Origin of the sequence: Mesoterricola sediminis (assembly GCF_030295425.1) — a bacterium.
GTDB classification, from domain to species: Bacteria; Acidobacteriota; Holophagae; order Holophagales; family Holophagaceae; genus Mesoterricola; species Mesoterricola sediminis.
In genome coordinates, this window is record NZ_AP027081.1 from 3,651,222 (window position 1) to 3,666,268 (window position 15,047).

The 15,047-nt window shown below is 72.1% G+C and carries 15 protein-coding genes; 7 read left to right on the plus strand and 8 right to left on the minus strand.

The genetic code is table 11. From position 1 onward, the window contains the following. Positions 1-25: 25 nt before the first annotated feature. Entirely contained in the window at positions 26-1,138 is a 1,113-nt protein-coding gene (locus R2J75_RS15860; protein ID WP_243346424.1) for a PilZ domain-containing protein, read from the minus strand. Positions 1,139-1,332: 194 nt separating this feature from the next. Between R2J75_RS15860 and R2J75_RS15865 the strand changes: the two genes are divergently transcribed. From R2J75_RS15865 to thiE, 5 genes are read left to right on the plus strand one after another with little or no spacing between them, the layout of a single operon-like run. Next, on the plus strand, positions 1,333-2,175 hold the full coding sequence (locus tag R2J75_RS15865; protein ID WP_316410572.1) for an alpha/beta fold hydrolase: 843 nt from the start codon (positions 1,333-1,335) through the stop codon (positions 2,173-2,175). Next, positions 2,168-3,337, plus strand: coding sequence for a sensor histidine kinase (locus tag R2J75_RS15870; protein ID WP_316410573.1), 1,170 nt, complete (start codon positions 2,168-2,170; stop codon positions 3,335-3,337). The genes R2J75_RS15865 and R2J75_RS15870 overlap by 8 nt, the downstream gene beginning before the upstream one ends. Positions 3,338-3,374: 37 nt before the next feature. After that, the gene (locus R2J75_RS15875; RefSeq protein WP_279341978.1) at positions 3,375-3,785 is read left to right on the plus strand and encodes a (deoxy)nucleoside triphosphate pyrophosphohydrolase; all 411 of its coding nucleotides are present in this window, start codon (positions 3,375-3,377) and stop codon (positions 3,783-3,785) included. A gap of 55 nt (positions 3,786-3,840) precedes the next feature. Continuing rightward, the gene (gene thiM, locus R2J75_RS15880; protein ID WP_316410575.1) at positions 3,841-4,650 is read left to right on the plus strand and encodes a hydroxyethylthiazole kinase; all 810 of its coding nucleotides are present in this window, start codon (positions 3,841-3,843) and stop codon (positions 4,648-4,650) included. Continuing rightward, entirely contained in the window at positions 4,647-5,255 is a 609-nt protein-coding gene (gene thiE / locus R2J75_RS15885) for a thiamine phosphate synthase (protein WP_243329546.1), read from the plus strand. Before thiM ends, thiE begins: the two co-directional genes overlap by 4 nt. 201 nt (positions 5,256-5,456) lie before the next feature. Here thiE and R2J75_RS15890 read toward each other — a convergent pair whose 3' ends face one another. The 7 genes from R2J75_RS15890 to R2J75_RS15920 form a co-directional block, all read right to left on the minus strand. Further along, the gene (locus R2J75_RS15890) at positions 5,457-6,389 is read right to left on the minus strand and encodes a hypothetical protein (protein WP_316410576.1); all 933 of its coding nucleotides are present in this window, start codon (positions 6,387-6,389) and stop codon (positions 5,457-5,459) included. Between the two features lie 149 nt (positions 6,390-6,538). Then, a complete protein-coding gene (locus R2J75_RS15895) occupies positions 6,539-7,399 on the minus strand; it encodes an EamA family transporter (RefSeq protein ID WP_316410577.1) in 861 nt (286 codons plus the stop codon). A 2-nt stretch (positions 7,400-7,401) separates the two neighbouring features. Continuing rightward, a complete protein-coding gene (locus R2J75_RS15900) occupies positions 7,402-7,833 on the minus strand; it encodes a MarR family winged helix-turn-helix transcriptional regulator (RefSeq protein WP_316410579.1) in 432 nt (143 codons plus the stop codon). Positions 7,834-7,866: 33 nt separating this feature from the next. Further along, complete coding sequence (locus R2J75_RS15905) at positions 7,867-8,451, minus strand: UbiX family flavin prenyltransferase (RefSeq protein ID WP_316410580.1); 585 nt, start codon at positions 8,449-8,451, stop codon at positions 7,867-7,869. A gap of 55 nt (positions 8,452-8,506) precedes the next feature. Next, the gene (locus tag R2J75_RS15910) at positions 8,507-9,226 is read right to left on the minus strand and encodes a DUF554 domain-containing protein (RefSeq protein WP_243329554.1); all 720 of its coding nucleotides are present in this window, start codon (positions 9,224-9,226) and stop codon (positions 8,507-8,509) included. A gap of 9 nt (positions 9,227-9,235) precedes the next feature. Then, the gene (locus tag R2J75_RS15915) at positions 9,236-10,717 is read right to left on the minus strand and encodes a UbiD family decarboxylase (protein ID WP_316410582.1); all 1,482 of its coding nucleotides are present in this window, start codon (positions 10,715-10,717) and stop codon (positions 9,236-9,238) included. Positions 10,718-10,816: 99 nt separating this feature from the next. Then, positions 10,817-11,701 (minus strand): LysR family transcriptional regulator, encoded by an 885-nt coding sequence (locus R2J75_RS15920; RefSeq protein ID WP_243329556.1) that lies wholly within the window; start codon positions 11,699-11,701, stop codon positions 10,817-10,819. 172 nt (positions 11,702-11,873) lie between these two features. Here R2J75_RS15920 and R2J75_RS15925 point away from each other — a divergent pair, with 172 nt between their 5' ends. Both R2J75_RS15925 and R2J75_RS15930 read left to right on the plus strand, forming a co-directional pair. Then, complete coding sequence (locus R2J75_RS15925; RefSeq protein WP_243329557.1) at positions 11,874-13,121, plus strand: porin; 1,248 nt, start codon at positions 11,874-11,876, stop codon at positions 13,119-13,121. 428 nt (positions 13,122-13,549) lie between these two features. Then, positions 13,550-14,983, plus strand: coding sequence for a sensor histidine kinase (locus R2J75_RS15930; RefSeq protein WP_243346418.1), 1,434 nt, complete (start codon positions 13,550-13,552; stop codon positions 14,981-14,983). Positions 14,984-15,047 lie beyond the last annotated feature (64 nt).

The following is a 15,047-nucleotide window of genomic DNA, read 5'->3' on the forward strand; positions in this document are numbered from 1 at the left end:
TGAATGAGGGGCCACTGCATGGTGTCTAGGAGCCCGGCTCCTGGGCGAACAGGCCCTGGGCGAGGCGGCGGAGGGGGGCCCCGCCGTCCCGGTCCAGGGTGGTGCCGAGGACGGCCTCCCAGTCGTTGGCCAGGGCCATCATCCGGGCCGGCTCGACCCCTTCGCCCAGCAGGGCGAAGGGGCGCTTCCCGCGGAGGGGCTCCAGCAGGATGGCCAGGCGCCGGACCTGGTCCGGATCCAGGGACGCCACGTGGCAGAGCACGAGGACGCGGGCCCGCTCCCCCAGGATCCGGACGCCCTGGACCGTCGCCGGCAGGCGCCGCACCGGCGGCAGCCCCTCGAAGAGCTCCCTCAGCCGGGCCTCCAGTTCCGGGCCCCCGCCCAGGAGCCCGATCACGGGGACCTCCGGGGCCAGGTCCAGGGCCTCGCGGGGGGCGGGCCGGGGCCCCTCCTCCTCCGTTTCCAGGAACTGCGCGAGGGCCTCCTCCCGCTTCTGGAAGGTCCAGCGCGCGAGGTCGTCCAGGAGGGCCCCGTGGAGGGTCGGGCGGAACTCCATCCCCACGCTGTTGCCGCGCCGGTGCCGGACCCGGGCGCGGCCGTTGATGGTGATCGCGGGCGTCAGGGGGATCGACACGTGGATCTCGTCGTCGATCTGCACGTCCTCGTCGCCCAGGTTCTGCCCCGCGAAGACCCGAGCCCCCCCGGTGCTGATGTTCACCAGGCTCCCCCGGAGCAGTTCGTAGCGCCGCGAGCTGAAGGTGACCTGGACCCGCCCCACCTTCTCCACCCGGTACGCCCGCCGGAAATCGTCGTTCTCCAGCTCCTCGGGAATGGCCAGGCGCAGGGAGCGCCGGCCCCGGGCCACGCCGAGGCCCGCCAGCCGCGTCCCGGCGCTGAAGATCCGCGGGCCGAAGGGGAACCGCACCTTGAGGCCGGGCGCCTTCAGCGCGAAGAGCGCCTCATCGCGGCTCATGGTCGCGGTCACATGGAAGACCTCCTGGTCCAGCCAGAGGAAGTTCAGGTCGAACTTGGCGTTCGGCGTGACGAGGATGGCGAGTTCATTGCGATCGCAGACGCGCTTCAGGGTGTCCCGGATGACGGCGGGATTGCGGACGAAGGCGTTGTCGTCGCTGGCCAAGGGTCCCTCCCGTGCGGATCGGATTGGGCCCAGTATCCACGAGGCGGGGGCGAACTGGTGAAAATTCGTGCCCAGCCAGGACCGTCCCCCCTTTTCTGCTCCGCCCGCCCCCGGGAACCCTGGAATATAATCCATTTACCTTCATCAAGTTTCCTCGTTTCCCCCGGCCGGAATTCGGCCATAATCGCCGCGTGATGCCCCCGCACGAACCGGACACCCCCCTGGCCCAGGTCCAGCGCAGGCACCGGCTTACCGTCCTCGGCGCCGGGGGTCCCCCCATGCTCTTCTGCCACGGCTTCGGCACGGACCAGAGCCTGTGGCGCCTGCTGGCGCCGCGCTTCGGGAACACGCACCAGGTCGTCCTCATGGACCACGTGGGCACCGGCGGCTCGGACACCTCCGCCTACCGCAAGGAGCGCTACGCCTCGCTGGACGGGTACGTGGAGGACGTGCTCGAGGTCTGCCGCGTCCTGGATCTCCGGAACCTCGTCTACGTGGGCCATTCGGTGAGCGCCATGATCGGGCTGCGGGCCGCCCTGGCCGAACCTGAGCGCTTCGCCTGCCTCGCCATGGTGGGGGCCTCGCCCCGCTACCTGGAGGACGCGGACTACCACGGCGGGTTCACCGCCTCCGACGTGGAGGAGCTGCTGGAGGCCTTCGACCTCAACCGGGAGGTGTGGGCCAGCCACCTGGCCGTGACCGCCGCCGCGGCCCCGGAACAGCCCTGGATCGTCCAGGAGATCGAGGCCCAGTTCCTGCACGCGGTGCCCGCCATCCTCCGCCAGTTCGCCCGCGTCACCTTCTCGGTGGACGATCGTCCCCTGCTGGGCCGGTGCCCGGTGCCCGTGCTCCTGCTCCAGTCCCGCGAGGACCCCATCGTTCCCGAGGCGGTCAGCCACTACCTCGCCGCTGGCCTCCCGGAGGCCCACCTGGTCTTCCTCGATACGGCGGGCCACTTCGCCCAGCTCAGCGCCCCCGACGAGGTGGAACGCCACCTGCGCGCCTTCCTCGCCAACGGGAGAGGCGCCCGTGGATGACCGGCCTCCCGACCTGACCGCCTGGTTCGACGCGATCCCCGTGGGCCTGGTGGAGGCCCATCCCGACGGCCGGATCCGGCGGGTCAATGCCACCCTCCTGGGCTGGACCGGCTACGCCGCCGCGGACCTGCTGGACCAGGTCTGGTACGACCGCCTCCTCTCCCCGGGCGCCCGGGTCCTCGCCCGAACCCACATCCTGCCCATCCTCGCCCGGGAAGGACGGCTCGACCGCCTCATCCTGGACCTCCTGGCCCGGGACGGCCGCCGGATCCACGCGGTGGTCCACGTGGCCCGGGTGGCTGGAACCGAGGGGGACCCGCCCCACGACCGCCTGACCTTCATCGAGGCGCCGGAACGCCGGGCCTGGGAGGAGCAGCTCATCAAGGCCAACCGGGCCGCGGAGGACGCCCTGGAGGCCCTCCGGGAGCTGAACCTGGACCTGGAGGCCAAGGTCGCGGAGCGCACGGAGGCCTTGGCCAGCGCCAACAAGGACCTGGACGCCTACGCCCGGAGCGTGGCCCACGACCTGCGCGGCCCCCTCCAGGCCATCCTGGCCCTGGGCCAGGCCCTGGAAGCCAGCGCCGGGCCCACCCTGGCGGCGCCCGACGCCACCCGCCTGACCAAGCTCCTGCGGGCGGCCGGCTCCATGGAGACCCTCATCGGCGGCCTGCTCCAGTTGGCCCGGGCCAGCGGTTCGCCCCTGACCCGCCAGCCCGTGGACCTCTCCGCCATCGCCGCCCGGGTCTGCGGCGAACTCCAGGCCGGCCACCCCGGCCGCGCCGTGGCCCTGACCGTGGCCTCCGGCCTCCACGCCTGGGGGGACCCCGCCCTCCTGGAAGTGGTGCTCCGCAACCTCCTGAGCAACGCCTGGAAGTACACGGCCGCCACCCCCGAGGCCCGCATCGCCTTCGAGCGGGAGGGGGACGGGGCCTTCGTCGTGCGGGACAACGGGGCGGGCTTCGACATGGCCGTCTCCGACCGCCTCTTCCAGCCCTTCCAGCGCCTCCACGACGCCCAGGCCTTCCCCGGCATCGGCCTGGGCCTCGTCGCCGTCAAGCGCATCATCGAGCGCCACGGCGGCCACCTGCGGGTGCTGGCCGCCCCCGGGCGGGGGGCCGCCTTCCACTTCACGCTCGGGGATCCGCCGGAGCCCGGAGCCTGACCACCTTTCCCGGGGCCGGGGCCCCGGCGAGAATGGCATGCGGGGAGGCGGCGCGGTGGACGCATCGGTGATCGAAGTCGTGGCGGCGGTGGCGGTCCGGGAGGGGCGCCACCTGGTGTGCCAGCGACCCGCCCACAAGCGCCACGGGGGACTCTGGGAGTTTCCCGGCGGCAAGCTGGAACCGGGGGAAACCCTCCAGGAGGCCGTCCGGCGCGAGCTGGCGGAGGAGTTGGGGGTGGAAGGGACGGAGGCGGGTCCCTGCCTGGCCACCTTCCACGATCCCGGGTCCCCCTACCGGGTCGCCTTCCACCCCGTGACCTTCCGGGGCGAGCCCCGGTGCCTGGAGCACGCGGCCCTCGCCTGGGCGACTCCCGCGGAACTGGCCGCCCTGCCCCTGGCGCCCTCGGACCGGCGCTTCGTGGAGACGGTGCTCCTGGCGGGGGCCTGAGGCCCCGGGGGGTGCTACAACGGAAGGGGGCCCCGCCCCGGAAGAAAGGAATCCCATGCCGAACCTCCAAGCCCTGGGCGCGGGAGACGCCCTCGCGGCCGTCCGCGCGAAGGCCCCCCTTGTCCACAACATCACGAACTTCGTCGTCATGAACACCACGGCCAACGCCCTGCTGGCCCTGGGCGCCTCCCCCGTGATGGCCCACGCCGAGGCCGAGATGGCCGACATGGTCGCCCTGGCCTCCGCCCTGGTGCTCAACCTCGGCACACTCACGCCGGCCTGGGTGGCGGCGATGGTCAAGGCCGGCGAGGCCGCCAACGCCAAGGGCATCCCCATCGTGCTGGACCCCGTGGGCGCCGGCGCCACCCCCTACCGCACCGCCACCGCCCGGGAGCTCCTCCAGGCCCTGCGCCCGGCCATCCTGCGCGGCAACGCCTCCGAGATCCAGGCCGTCGCCGGGGAGCAGGTGCGCACCAAGGGCGTGGACGCCACCTCCGCCTCGGACGACGCCCTGGCCGCGGCCCAGGCCCTGCAGGCGGCCTACGGCTGCGCGGTGGCCGTCAGCGGCCCCACCGACCACATCCTCGGCGGGGGCCGCGCCTGGCGGATCCACAACGGCCACCCCCTCATGCCCCGGGTGACGGGCCTCGGCTGCACCGCCACCGCCCTTTGCGGGGCCTTCGCGGCGGTGACGCCGGATCCCGGGACCGCCGCCGCCCAGGCCATGGCCGTCATGGGCGTGGCGGGCGAGATCGCCGCCGAGGGTGCCCAGGGCCCGGGCACCCTCCAACTCGCATTCCTGGACGCCCTCTACAACCTGGAGCCCGCCACCCTGGAGGCCCGTCTGCGGGCGGACGTGCGATGAAGGGCCTCTGCCTGGTGACGGACCGGGCCCTCTGCGCCCCCCGGACCGTGGAGGAGGTGGTGCGCCTCGCCGTGCAGGGCGGCGCCACCTCCGTCCAGCTCCGGGACAAGGACCTCCCCACCCGGGCCTTCCTGGAAACGGCTGAACGCCTCCACGCCTTCCTCCGCCCCCGGGGGGTCCCCCTCATCATCAATGACCGGGTGGACATCGCCCTGGCCGTGGGGGCCGAAGGCATCCACGTGGGCCAGGACGACCTGCCGCCCGAGGTGGTGCGCCGCCTGGCCGGCCCCGGCGTCCTGGTGGGCCTGTCGGTGGAGACCTGGGAGGACGTCGTCCGGGCCCAGGACCAGCCCGTGGATTACCTGGGCGTCAGCCCCGTCTATGGCACCCCCACCAAGACCGACACCAAGGGCGCCTGGGGCCTGGACGGCCTGGCCCGCATCCGGGCCTTCAGCCGGCACCCCCTGGTGGCCATCGGCGGCCTCCACGCCGGCACCATCCCCGGGGTGGTGCAGGCGGGCGCGGACGGCATCGCCGTCGTCTCCGCCCTCTGCGCCGCCCCCGACCCCGAGCGCGCGGCCCGGGAACTCGCGGCCCTCTGCTAATGCAGCGTCCGCCAAGTTGCCTGAATCATCCGAGGGGAGCGGCCGCTGCAGGTCCATCGGGGGCATCGCCCCCTATGGCGTCGGGAAGGCCGTGCCTTCCCGACTGTCGCCCCCTGGGGGCCCGGCAAAGGGCCCCCAGACCCCCGGCAAGTGCCGCTCCCATCGCGTACGGATGATCCAAGAGACCTGGCGGACGCGGCGCTAGTCGACGGTCACCCGGAAGGGTTGGCTCGTCACCCCGTTGGACACGTGCACCTCCAGCTCCCGCCCGGGGGCCTGGAAGGTGGCCGAACCGCCTTCGCCAAAGGCCAGCACCTGGCCCGTGGCGGGGTCCCGCACCATCACGCCGACGCCCACCTCGCCGTTCCAGGTCAGGTGCACCCGGCCCGCGCCGAGCGAAACCGCCTTCGGGGGCCGGGGCGCCGCCTGCCAGCCACCCTGGCGCGCCGCGGCGACGGCGCCCCCGGCGCGGATGCGGAGCCCCGCCAGGCGCCGCGTCGTGGCCCCGTCCAGGGGCAGGGCGAAGCTGAACTGGGTCTCCCCCCCCGGCAGGTCCGCGACCTCGGCGGGGGTGAAGGGGAAGGAACGGAGCGGGGTCCCGTGGGCGTCGGTGAGTTCCAGGACGGCCTCGCCTCCCGTGGGCATGGCCGGCAGGGCCAGGAGGGTGTAGGCGGGGGCGAGGGTCCACCGCCCCTGGCGACAGCGGCCGGAAACCAGGAGGCAGGGGACGCCCGCCACCGGCGCCTCCGGGCCCGTCGCCGCGGCGCTCCGCCCCGGACCGGGAACGGGCGGACCCCCTGCCAACGGGGCCGGCACGGGGTCGACGGTGAAGGCGCCCGGCGCCCGGAAGGTCCCCGCGGCGGTCGCCACCACGATGGGCCCCGTGGCCGCGTCGTCCGGGACCACGAGCAGGAGCCGCCGGTCATCCAGCACCTGGAAGGGGGCGTTGGCCTTCCCCACCGCCACGGCCTTCACCTGCTCCAGGCCGGTGCCGTAGACGGTGACCCGGGTGCCGGGGGCCCCGTGCCGGGGCAGGAAGAAGAATAGGAGCGGCCGGGAAGCGGGCGCGACGGCCATCGCGACCCAGCCGATGGACATCAGGAGGCTGGCGCGGAACAGGCGGGGACAGGCCATGGGGGATCACCTGGACAAGGAGCTGAAAGGGTGGCCGGACAGGAGCCGGCCGTTCTGAAAAGGGCTTCAAAAAGCGCGCCGGGGGCGGAGGTGCGAAAATCGCAACATGGTGCGGCGCCGCCGCCCTGTCAAGGCGGCCCGCGCCGGGCTCAGGCCCGCCGGGCCGGCCTCGGGGGCCAGGGGATCTGCACCAGGAGCACCCCCGCGAGGATCAGGACCAGGCCCGGAACCATGCGGGCCGGAATGGCCTCGTGGCGGACGGCCCACCCCAGGACCACCGCCACCACGGGGTTCCAGTACGCGTAGGTGCCCGCCCGGGCCGCGGGCCAGGCGCGGGTCAGGTGGTGGTAGGCCGAGTAGGCCACGATGGACCCGGCCAGGATCAGGTAGGCCAGGGCCAGCAGGCTCGGCCTCCCGACGGGCCCGTGGGTGAAGCCCCCGGCCCAGGGGGCCGCGGCCAGGGACAGCAGGCCCGCCGTGAGCATCTCCACGGCCACCTGGCTGAAGTGGCCGGCGCCGCAGGGGTGGCGCTTGCCGTACAGGGTCCCGAAGGACCAGATGAACGCGGAGAGGACCAGCACCCCGGCGCCCAGCAGGTCCGGCCCCCGGCCCCCCGGCCAGAGGAGGACGGCGACCCCCAGGAAGCCCACCCCCAGCCCCAGCCACCCCTTGGGGCCGAGGCCCCGGGGCTCCTGGGCCCCCAGGAACAGGGGCACCGTGGCCCCCAGGGTGGCCGCGACGCCGCTGCTCACCCGTCCCTCGGCCCAGGCGAGGAGGGCCATGCACAGCGCCAGCAGGAGGGCCCCCTGCCCCATCAGCGGTCCCAGCTCCCGGCGGCTGGGCATCCGCTCCCCGCGCAGGCGGGCCAGGATGAGGGCGATCAGGCCCGCCGGCAGGAACCGCGCGGCCGACAGCCCGAAGGGCGTGAAGGCGTCCACGGCGTAGGCGATGCCGAGGAAGGTGGAGCCCCACACCAGGGATACCGTGAGGTAGGAGAGCCAGGCGCCCATGGCTAGGCCCGCGCCGCCAGGGCCCGCTGCAGTTTGTCCAGGAGCCGGAGCAGTTCCTTCTGCTCGCTGGGCTCCAGGCAGGCCTCGGGATCGAAGGCCGTCCGGCCGCTCCGCCACAGGACCTCCGGCACCGAAGCCAGTTTGTCGGCCCCTTCGGGAGTCAGGGAGACGATCACCCGCTTCCCGTTCTCCGGATCCCGCCCGCGGCGGATCCAGCCCGCCCGCTGGAGGGTGTCCAGCAGGGAGGTGACACTGGGCCGGTCCGCGTGCAGCAGGTCCGCGATGGCGCTGGGGGCCAGCCCTCCCGCCTCCTTCAGCCGGCGCAGCAGGAAGATCTGCTTGGGGCTGATGCCGTGGGGCGCCAGGGCCCGGGCCACCTGGCGCTTCCAGTCCAGGTGGATCCGGGCCACGAGCTCGAGGATGCGTCCGCTCATAATTAGAATTCTAATTATGAGCGGTCCCCCGGGTCAAGCCCCGGCCGGCCCCTGCCAGCGGCGGAACCGGGCGTATTCCAGCCCGAATTCGGCCATCACCTTGCCCACGATGTGGTCCTCCAGGTCCGCCACGGAGGCGGGCCCGTGGTACGAGGTCAGGACGGGCGGCAGGATGACGACGCCCTGCCCCGCCAGGTCCAGCATGTTGCGGAGATGGATGACGCCCAGGGGCGCCTCCCGGGCCACGAGCACCAGCTTCCGCCGCTCCTTGAGGGTGACGTCGGCGGCGCGCAGGAGGAGGTTGTCCGAGTAGCCGTGGGCGATCCCGGCGAGGGTCTTCATGCTGCAGGGCACGACCGCCATGCCGGCGGTGCGGAAGGTCCCGCTGGCGATGCTCGCGCCGATGTCCCGGAGGTCGTGGGCGCAGGTGGCCAGGGCCTCCAGCTCCCCGGGGCCGATGCCGGCCTCGTGGGCCAGCGTCCGACGCGCGCCCTCGGTGACGACGAGGTGGGTCTCCCAGCCGGGCTGGTCCTGCATCGCCTTCAGGAGGCGCACTGCGAGATTGGCGCAGCTCGCGCCGCTGACGCCCACCACGAGGCGCCTGGATTCCTGGATCATGGTCTTCCGTGCATGGAAAGGCCGGGGGAGGCGGACCTCCCCCGGCGGTTCGGGACTAGTGGACGAAGAAGCGCACCCAGAGGGCGGTGACCGGCATGGCCAGGAACAGCGCCGGCAGCATGTTCGCGACCGCGAACGGCTTGATGCCCGCGATGCGGAACCCGGTCGCGACCATGATCAGGCCGCCGCAGGCCGAGAAGTCCGCGATCATGACCGGGGAGGTCATGGGCAGGATCCGGGTGGCCAGCAGGAACAGGGAGCTCTGGATGATGAACTGGGGCACGGCGAGGGTGGCCACCGAGAACCCCAGGGCCGTGGCGAAGATCGCGGCCGTGAAGAGGTCCAGGAAGGACTTCACCATCAGGAGCGAGGAATCGCCCGTCATGCCCTCGTTCATGGCCCCGAAGATCCCCGTGCCGCTCGCGCAGAAGAGGACCAGGATGGCCACGAACTTGCTGAGGAACTCGTCGTGGGGGAGGTTCGCGTCGGCGGGCTTGGCGATGCGGTCGATGAAGCCGCGGGTCTTCCCGGCCAGCTTCATGATCGCGTCCTCCAGGTGGAGGAGCTCGCCGATCATGGTGCCCACCAGCAGCGAGAGGATCACGGCCGGCAGGTACTTCACCTTGACGATCATGGCGATGCCGAGGCCCATGGACGACACCCCGAAGACCAGGGGCATCTTGGTGCGGAGGTTCTCGCTGATCCGGTTGCCGGCGGCGGCGCCCGTGAGGCTGCCCACGATGACGGAGGCGCCGTTGACGAAGGGTCCGATCATGTGCTGCTCCTATTTCACGAAACGGGTGGGGTCGACGTCCAGGAACGGGGCGCGCTGGAACCGGGACTTCAGCTCGAAGGGGACCGTCGCGTCGAAGATCGCCTTCGTGGTGATGCCCTTGCCGCGGATGGAGGGGCTCATCTCGGGGCACTGGGAGGGATCCAGCGGATGGCAGCGCACGCCCGGGATGGCCACCACGTCCGTGTCGGCCTGGAAGCGGGTGGTCATGGCCCAGAGCACGTCATTGGTGTCGAAGGGGTCCACGTCCTCGTCCACGAGGATCACGTGCTTCAGCTCCGAGAAGGCCGAGAAGGCCAGGAGCGCGGCCTGCCGCTGCCGCCCCTCGTCGACGGGGATGCGCTTGTTGACCTGGAGCACGGCGAGATACTTGCCGCCGCCCGAGGGATGCGCGTAGACGTTCTTCAGGAAGCCCGGCAGGGCCCGGTTGACCATGGTGATGATGCTCGCCTCGGTGGGGATGCCGGCGAGGCTCACGTGCTCCTCGGAGGGGCCGATGCAGGTCTGCATGATCGGGTGGACCCGGTGGGTCACGGCCGTCACCTTGATGACCGGGAGGCTGGGGTTGGCGGGGCCGTTGTAGCCGGGGAATTCGGGCATCGCCTTGCCGGTCCTGGAATTGGCGTCCTCCACCATCCGGACGTCAGGCAGCAGCTCGCCCTCGATGACGATCTCGGCCCGGGCCAGGGCCTTGGCCTTGATGGTAAGGCAGTCCACCAGCTCGACGGGGCGGTTGCGCAGGGCGCCGGCGATGGTGAGCTCGTTGAAGCCCAGGGGCGTGCTGGGGGGTTCGAAGCAGGCCGCGATGTACACCGCGGGGTCCAGGCCGATGCTGATGGAGATGGGCTGGGCCTTGCCGGCCTTCTCGGCCTTGATGCGGAAGGCGTCCAGGTGGCGGCCCGGGACGAAGTACATCGAGATCGTGTCGGGCCCTTGGACGCAGAGGCGGTGGATGGTGACGTCCTCCTCGCCGGTCTCGGGATCCTGGCCGTAGCAGAGGCCCATGGTGATGTACGGGCCCGCGTCCTCGGGGGTGTTGGTGGGGGCGGGGATCAGCTTGCGGATGTCGAACCCGGCGTCGCTGGCGCGGTGCACGACTTCCTGGCAGGGGGCCGCGCCCTGGGGCACCTTGACGGGCTCCACGGGGTTGTTGAGGGCCTCGCACATGTGGAAACCGAGGCGTTCGGGCTCCGTGCCGAGGAGCAGGGCCACCCGCTTGCGGTCGGCCAGCATGCCGATGCTGACGCGGGCATCGTCGTAGCCCTTGATGCGGTTGAAGAGCATCGCGGGTCCCGACCGGGTGGGCCGCATCACGGTGCCGCCCGCGCCGACGTGGCGGTAGACGCCGGAGAGCTCGGCGTGGGGGTCCACTTCCACGTCCGTGGAGAGGAGCTGCCCCTCGTGCTGCGCCAGCAGCTCGAGGGCGCTCCTGAGGTCGTTGACCGCGGCGGCCGCGGAATGGGTTTGGGTCATGGGAAGCCTCCTGATGGGGATGTCCCATGAGAGCCGGGGCCGGACCACGAGAAAAATACCGTTTTCCTCTGCCGGCCATCGCGCTTCGATATGGACCCGTCAGCCCTCGACCACGGACCGGATGACCTCCTGCGCCGCCCGGCTCAGGTAGCGGTCGCGGAGGTGGATCAGCACCGGATGGAAGACCACCTCGGGGAGGTCGATGGCGTGGACCGCGTAGCGGCGGGCGATCTCGAAGGGCACCTCGTCGGTGGGCAGCAGGAAGGCCGCCCGCAGGCCCCGGTCCAGGCTGGCGATGAGGGTCCGGACGTCCGGGGTGTCCAGGATGATGTTGGGTTGGATGTGCTTGCGCTGGAATTCCTTGAGCAGGAGGTCATAGGTCCCGCCCCCCTGCCACCGCCTGAGGCACGCGATCGGCATGTCCGCCAGATGTTCCACACCCAGGCAGGTGGGCAGGCCAGGCCGGGCGAGCTCGGGGGGCAGGATGACCGAGAAGTTGTCCACCGGCATCACGTGGGTGACGCAGGCGTCCGTCTTCACGGGCATGAGGAGGAGGGCGAAGTCCAGGTCCCGCTCCAGCACGTGGGCCTCCAGGTCGCCGCTGTCCGTGATGAGCAGGCTGTAGCGCAGCTTGGGAAACCGCTGCGTGAGCTTGGGCAGGACGCGCAGGAGCCTGGATACGCAGGTGCTGGACGCGCCGATGCGGAGCACCCCGCCGGCGCCCCCTTCGGCCTGCTTGACCTCCGTGGGGATGTCCGAGAGCTGGTTGAGGATCGCGCGGGCCCGGTCGTACAGCACCCGCCCGGCCTCGGTGACCTGCCACGCGTGGCCCTCCCGGATGATCAGCTGCACCCCCAGGTCGTCCTCGAGCTCCTTGAGGCGCTGGCTCAGCGGAGGCTGGGACATGTGGAGGAGACGCGCGGCCCGGCTGATCTGGCCCTGCTCGACGATCGTGCAGAAGTAGTGGAGGCGCTTGAGGTCCATGGGATCCCTATATCAGCCCGAAATGCCGGCCATCGCCAATTGGTATTGGTGCCCTGCTGGCTTTGGGGATGAAGTCAACGGTATCGCAACCTGCCAGGATGGCCCACCTCCCCCGGTCCGCGGGGCCCACGGGGCGGCCGTCTGGCCGTCGTCCACCCCTCCGGAGCCCACCATGCGCCGAACCCTCCTCCCCCTCGCCGGGGCAGCCCTGCTGCCCGCCATCGCTTCCGCCCAGAGCGTGAACGTCCAGATCTACGGCACGCTGCTGCCCTTCCTCGACACCGCCCGCACCTCGGGCGCGACCGCCCCGGGCCTCTCCCCCGCCTCCGGCGGAGCCAGCCAGGTCCCCGCCTCGGCCTACACCGGCCAGGACCTGCCCGAGCGCCGCCGCATCACCTCCGGCACCTCCAACCTCGGCTTCCGGGGCACCGTGCCCCTCTCCGACGACCTGAAGGTGGTCTGGCAGATCGAGAGCGCCGTCAGCCCCGACGGCGACGCCCCCAACACCCTGGCCGGACGCAACACCCGCCTGGGCCTCGAGGGGTCCTGGGGCACCGTGTTCTACGGCAACTGGGACACCCCCTACAAGTTCCCCCTCCTCGCCGTGGGCCCCCTGCGCGGCCTCAGCCCCTTCGACAACAACCTCACCGCCAACCCCGGTTTCAACGTCCCCGGCACCACCACCCAGTCGGGCCGCGCCAACGCCAAGGCCGACGCGGCCTTCAACCGCCGCCAGGGCAACAGCGTCCAGTACTGGAGCCCCGACCTCTCGGGCCTCAGCTTCCGCCTGGCCTACAGCGTCGGCGAGGGCCGCACCGCGGCCACCACGGCGGCGCCCTCCGTGAACCCGGAGGTGATCTCGGCCCTGGCCAGCTACAAGGCCGGCCCCCTCACCGTCAGCGTGGGCTTCGAGCAGCACAACGACTACTTCGGCCTGGCCCAGCTGGGCGGCGCCGCCGGCGCCACCCTCACCAACGCCTCCAGCCGCGACACCGGCGTGGAGCTGGTGGCCTCGTACAGCTTCCCCACCGGCACGCGGCTCTCCGTCATCGGGGAACAGCTGCGGTACCGCACCGACGACACGGTGGCCGGGAACATCAACGCCTACAAGCGCGCCGCCTGGTACGCCCTCCTCCAGCAGCGCGCCGGCGCCCACCAGGTATGGGCGGCCTTCGGCAGCGCCGCCGCGGGCAGCTGCGGCCGCGTCGGCGGGGGCGCCGCGAGCACGGACGGCCTGGGCGGCCGCGAATATTCCCTCGGATATTCCTACAGCCTGAGCCGCGCCGCGGACCTCTTCGCGGCCTGCTACGGCATGCGCAACGACCGCTCCGCCCAGTACGCCGTCTTCCCCAGCCCGGGCACCGTCGCCCCCGGCGCGGATACCCGCGGCCTCGGCGTGGGCCTGCTCTTCACCTTCTAGACATCGTGGATGGGCCCCGCAACGGATGAGGGGCCAATCCACGATGTCCTGCCGCGCCCGGGGGGCCGGACTTCCCCGGAATCACAAGGGGATTCCGGCCTTTCGCCCCGGAGTGAAAAACTTTGCGAAACGGCGTGGCGCCTAGGTTTTCCGCGGCATTGCCGAGGTTTCCGCAGGCCCTGCGGAAACCGGTGCCGCCGGTTCCTTCGGTTCCCATGCGAGGCAACGCCAGGACCGGATTGCACACTTTTGAGGGCACCCCGACCCGCGAAGAGGTCTCAAGGGGCGCGGGATCCCGCACCGGGCCGGCCCCGGGAAAGCAGGCCGAGGGGGCCGCCAGGAAAAAGCCGCTGGCCGCCCCTTCGGCCTCACTCCCTGGCCCCTCGCCAGGGGCCTTTCCGGCACACTGGTGGATGATGCATCTCGACTTGCCTTCCCTGGTCTTCCTTCAGGGGCTCTTCATCCTGGCCCAGGTCACAGCGCTCGCGGTCCAGTACCGGGGGAGCCGGGCCTATGCCGGAACGGGCTGGTGGCTGGCGGGGTCCACCGCCTTCGCGGCGGGGTTCTTCTTCCTGATCGCGAACCATGCCCTGGGCTGGTGGGTGCTCGGCGTCCTCGGCAACCCCATGCTGATGGTGGCCCATCTGGGCTTCCTGGTGGGCACCCTGCGCTTCCTGGAACGGCCGGACCGCTTGCGGTGGGCCCTGGCGGCCCTGGGGGCCGCGGTGGCCGTCTACGAGGTCTTCCTCATCCTCTTCCCGTCCATCACCCTCCGCACGGCCCTGGTCTCCGCCGTCATCGGCGGGTTCGACCTGGCCACGGCCCGGGCCCTCCTGGGCCTCCAGGGGCGCCGGATCGCCCAGCCGGCCCGCTTCACGGCCATCGTGTTCCTGGCCCACGGCGCCTTCCTGCTGATCGTGGCCGGCTTCACCCTCGTCCGGACCCCCATCCAGACCTACCACGACTACGCGCTGGTCCAGCGGCTCGTATTCGTGCTGCCGGCCGTCGCCAGCACCCTGTGGACCTTCGGATTCATCCTCCTCCTGAACAAGCGCCTGGACGCCGAACGCCTGGATTCCCAGACCCAATGGCGCCGGACCCTGCAGGAAAAGGCGGACCTGGAGCTCCGGAACCAGCAATTGCAGAAGGCGGAGAGCCTGGCCCGCATGGCCGGAGCCATCGCCCACCACTACAACAACCGCCTGCAGGCCGTCATGACGGGCCTGGACCTCCTGGAGACCGCGGCCCCCGGCCCCGCCTTCGAGCGGGCCCTGGCCAAGACCAAACGCGCCACGGAACACGCCTCGGAGATGGCCCGGCACATGCTCTTCTACCTGGGCCGCGCCTCCCTTGACCTGGCGTCGCAGGACCTTTCCGCCCTCTGCCGGCCCCACCTGGCCGCGATGGAACCCACCCTGCCGCCCCAGGTCCACCTCCGGACCCTCCTGCCCGACCCCGGCCCCCGCGTCCACGCCAACGCCGAGCACCTCCTGGTGGCCCTGGCCAACCTGGCCGAGAACGCCCTGGAGGCCATGGGCGAGGCCGGCGGGGACCTGCGGGTCCAGGTCGGCCAGGGTCCCGCCGCCGCCATCCCCGCCGCCCACCGCTTCCCGGTGGGATGGCAGCCCGAGGCCGGGGACCACGCCTGGCTGGAGGTGGCGGACGCGGGCGTCGGCATCGAGCCCGCCGACATGGAGAAGCTCTGCGACCCCTTCTACTCCACCAAGTTCACCGGCCGCGGCCTGGGCCTGGCCGTGGTGCTGGGCATCGCCCAGGCCCACGGCGGAGGCATGACGGTGACGAGCCGGCCGGGTGGCGGCAGCGCGTTCCGGATCCATCTGCCGGTGGCCGGGGAAGCCTGAGGGCGATCGCGCCCCAGCGGAGCAAGGCTGGACGGCACGCCCCTGGGTGTCGGAAACTGGGTGC